Raw genomic sequence first — 2562 nt, 5'->3', positions numbered from 1 at the left:
GTTCAAATTCATGGATTTTTAATTATGGTGGTCACGGTTTATGACTTCAGCAGCACTTATGGAAAGTTCGCTTTCGGGCATACCAGTCAAACGGGGAAAAGTTCGCGACGTTTATGATTTTGGGGATCGCTTATTATTCGTGGCGACAGACCGGATCAGTGCGTTTGACTGGAATTTGTCTCCCGGGATTCCGGATAAAGGCAGGGTGTTGACTCAAATCAGCCGATTCTGGTTTGAGCGTATTGAAAACATTCCCAATCATCTGCTGAGCATGAATCCTGCCGACTTACCTCTCCCCGAGAACGCAGACCTGGACGTACTGCACGGTCGATGTATGGTCGTGAAAAAAACGGAAGTGGTGCCCTTCGAGTGTGTCGTCCGCGGTTATCTTTCCGGTTCCGGCTGGAAGGATTATCTGGCAACGGGAGCTGTTTGCGGGGTTGAGCTTGCGAAGGGCTTGCAGCAGAGTGATCTGCTGCCTCAGCCATTATTTACGCCGGCTACGAAAGCCGAAACGGGGCACGATGAGAATGTCTCTTTCCAGGCCATGAGTGATGCCATCGGTCAGGAGCTGGCAGAGACACTGCGGGATCTGAGCATTCAGATATATCAACAAGGGGCAGAGTATGCGCGCCAGCGGGGAATTATCCTGGCAGATACGAAGTTTGAATTTGGTCTGCTGGACGGAAAGCCGATTCTGATTGATGAAGTGTTAACCCCTGACAGTTCCCGTTTCTGGCCTGCCGAGCATTACCAGCCTGGAGGCCCTCAGCCTTCTCTGGATAAGCAGTATGTGCGTGACTGGCTGGAAACCACCTCGTGGGATAAAAACAGCACTCCCCCCGTGCTCCCTGAAGAAATCGTGTTGAAAACACGTGAAAAGTACTTTGAAGCATTTCGGATGCTGACAGGAACGGAATGTATCTGGTAGTCGGGTCAAATTCTCTTTTGGTTTGACAGGAAATAATGGCTATTCCCCCCGGTTCTGTTTATACTGGGCAGAGCAGGTTTGCCTGGAGAAGGGGGTGCGTGCCAGTCTTTTTCAGGAGTCATTTCTTTCTATCAACAACCTGCAAAATGAAGCGATAGCTGCAATGATATCTTTTTATTCATCGATATATTTCTTCGCGGGCTTAACAGGAGAATGGAACAATGTCTTCATCAGAAGCCTCACCTCAAAAAGAGGCAGCATCTTCGGCTAAAATTACTCACCTGGGAGAATTCCGCCTGAAACGTAAGCTGGGAGCCGGAGGCATGGGCGATGTCTATCTGGCAGAACAGGAGAGCCTGGATCGTAAAGTGGCCGTCAAGACGCTGAAGAAAAAATTTGCCAACGATCCTAATTTTGTGGAACGTTTTTACCGCGAAGCCAAAGCGATGGCCAAGCTGGATCATCCGAATGTGGTCCGCTGTTATGCTGTGGGTGAAGACCGCGGGTTCCACTACGTTGCCATTGAATATATCGATGGTAAAAGCATGCAGGATTGGATGAATGAACTGAAGAAACTTTCCGTCGGTGATGCGACATTCATCATACTCGCCTGTCTGGATGCGCTCTCGCATGCACATGAGTCCAATCTGATTCATCGCGATATTAAACCCGATAATATTCTAGTTACAAGCAAAGGTATTGTGAAGGTGGCCGACCTGGGGCTCGCCAAAGCCACCGATGAAGATAACTCGATGACACAAAGCGGCACCGGGCTGGGAACGCCTCTCTATATGCCTCCCGAGCAGGCGCGGAATGCCAAACATGTTGACCATCGGACGGACATTTATGCATTAGGGGGAACATTCTATAATTTCCTGACCGGCAAGTTTCCCTTCACCGGCGATTCGGCTCTGGAATTGATTATGGCCAAGGAGTCAGGGAAATTTGAACCGGTACGAAAACTCAATCCGGAAGTTCCCGAAAAACTGGATCTGCTGATTGAAAAAATGATGGCGAAAAATCCGGACCATCGGTTTAACAACTGTGCCGAGATCATGGCGTTGCTGGAAGACATGGACCTTGAATCACCGTCGCTCAGCTTTATCGATTCCGGAGAAGTGGCCAGCGGTTCGCGAGTTCGTCGCAAAGGGGGCAGTAAAGTCTCGTCTGCTGGCGCTCCGAAACGGAGTAGCGGGCATGAGATTAATTCCGCAAAAGATGCGGCACAATCTGCGAGTAAAACGAAAGATGTCGTCGAGAAGCGGGTCTGGTTTATTCAGCATCAGAATGCAGCCGGCAAAACAATGGTCAGTAAAATGACTGTTGCACAGATCAAGCAGGGGGTGAAGGCCGGGGTGATTAACACTTCCGCGAAGGTCAAACGAACTGCTGAGGGCCAGTTTATTTCGCTGGCACAATGTCCGGAATTCGATTCCGTCATGCAGGTCCGAACGATCAAAGATAAAGCCGATGCGCGTGCGGTGAATATGGAAGATAAAATTAAGGAAATCAGCCGTGATTACGATCGCAGGCATCGCCGCCGGTTTTTCAAGAATCTGGCAGAAGGGACTTGGGGCTGGATGTCACTGATCATTTATCTCGGGGTAATAGCCGGATTATGTTACCTCGGT

At 49.7% G+C, this 2562-nt stretch carries 2 protein-coding genes; both read left to right on the top strand.

What is annotated here, in order from left to right; genetic code table 11:
- The first annotated feature begins 40 nt into the window (after positions 1-40).
- Positions 41-931, top strand: a complete 891-nt coding sequence (locus Q0294_RS08590; protein ID WP_366917932.1) for a phosphoribosylaminoimidazolesuccinocarboxamide synthase — start codon at positions 41-43, stop codon at positions 929-931.
- A 221-nt stretch (positions 932-1152) separates the two neighbouring features.
- The coding region (locus Q0294_RS08585; RefSeq protein WP_299463380.1) for a serine/threonine-protein kinase at positions 1153-2562 on the top strand (1410 nt) is incomplete at its 3' end.

Source organism: uncultured Gimesia sp., assembly GCF_937919775.1.
Taxonomy (GTDB): domain Bacteria; phylum Planctomycetota; class Planctomycetia; order Planctomycetales; family Planctomycetaceae; genus Gimesia.
This window is presented reverse-complemented; position numbering and strand designations above follow the sequence as displayed.